Annotated in this window: 2 protein-coding genes; both read left to right on the top strand. The window is 45.5% G+C overall.

Going from position 1 to position 1,491, the window contains the following annotated elements; translation table 11 throughout:
• On the top strand, positions 1-447 hold a 447-nt coding region (locus AC3AYF_RS20895; RefSeq protein ID WP_487780390.1), incomplete at its 5' end, for a hypothetical protein.
• A 68-nt stretch (positions 448-515) separates the two neighbouring features.
• Positions 516-1,472 carry a hypothetical protein gene (locus AC3AYF_RS20890; RefSeq protein WP_487780389.1) on the top strand — a complete coding sequence of 319 codons (957 nt, stop codon included), beginning with the start codon at positions 516-518 and terminating at the stop codon, positions 1,470-1,472.
• Positions 1,473-1,491 lie beyond the last annotated feature (19 nt).

Here is a 1,491-nt window from a genome sequence, read left to right as displayed (position 1 = left end):
CCTACCACTTTTGAAAAAGTGTTGGAGTTGATGGAAGAGTATGGAAATGTCACAAGTCTTTCTGAAGGCATTGATATTTTAATCACTCGTTCTGGTACTGGTTTGAACACTGAGTACAGCGTTCTGCCAGCCGCTAAGTCGAAACCTGTTGACGCCGCAGTGCTTAAAAATCTACACAATTTGGGCGAGTATGTGGAGCAAGAGTACGACGAGGGTCGCAACAAGGCAATCGCGGCTGTTAGTAATGTGTCAGGGTTAATGTTGGCTGCTCCACCTGCTGACAAACCATTGGCGAAGTCGCTATCCGCTCCCGTAGAAGATTCGTTAGATGATGATATGTACGCGGAGTCTTCGGCTGAAGAGCCAAAGAAGGAAGAAGCTATCGCTAAGGCTGATTCGGATGAAATTTCTGATGATGAGTTAGACGACATGTTGGCTTCGCTCTAAGCAATTAGACAACAACCAGAAAGGGTCTCTTTTGGGACCCTTTCTATCTATTGCTAGGGGAAAGAACAATGAAATTGAAAAAGGTAATACTGATTGACGGTAACAGTCTAGGTTATGCGTCACATCACACGACAAAACTGCACGTTGGAGATCAAGAAGTTCAAGCGATTTTCCACTGTATCAAAACAATGCGGAAGTTACTTCGCACTTATTCTAGCTACACGCCAATCATTCTGTGGGACAAGCATACGCAGTGGCGGTTTGACCTGCACCCAATGTACAAGGACGGTCGAGATGATACGCCTGAGAAAGTAGCAGAGCGCAAAGCCTATCACGACCAGAAGCCGTACATCTTCAAGTGTTTGCATTTGTTAGGCATAGGACAGTTGTCAGCAGAAGAGTACGAGGCGGACGATCTAGCTGGGTACTTAACGAAGCATTTCACTGACCAAGATATAAAAGTGATGCTGGTTACGGGCGATCAAGATTGGATTCAACTCGTAAGCGACAAGTGCGTCTGGTACGACACGATTAGAGACAAAACCGTAAACGCAAATAATTTTGCGGAATTCACCGGCTACATTAACGCTCAATATTTTGTAGAGGGGAAAGCGCTTCAAGGCGATGGCTCAGACACAATTCCTGGCGTTGGTGGTATCGGTGCGAAAGGTGCGCCAGAGTTCATTATGCAGTATGGCGGCGTTGCGAGATTTTTACAGTTGGCAGATGAAGGGAAACTCCCTGAGAAACTGCCGAAAGTTATTAGTCGCTTTGCTAATAACGAAGTACCTCCCGCTTCTAAGAAGTATGGCGAGTTACTTCCCGTTAGAGACGGCTTTGAACGCAATATGAAGTTGATGGACTTGCGTAATGCGAAGAAGCCATCGGCAGAAGCTACAAATGCCGTGAAGGGTAAATTCAACAGGGCGAAATTCGAGGAATTGTGTGGGGAGTTAGCCTTTCAATCAATTCTAAATAACATGGACACATGGATACAACCTTTCGAGGAGAAAGCAAATGGCTAAAACAGCAACAAAAGACCTG

It is taken from the genome of Salinicola sp., assembly GCF_982684285.1.
This window is presented reverse-complemented; position numbering and strand designations above follow the sequence as displayed.

Excerpts from the sequence above, each read along its gene's own strand:
- AC3AYF_RS20890 (WP_487780389.1), top strand. The coding sequence starts at position 516 with ATGAAATTGAAAAAGGTAATACTGATTGACGGTAACAGTCTAGGTTAT.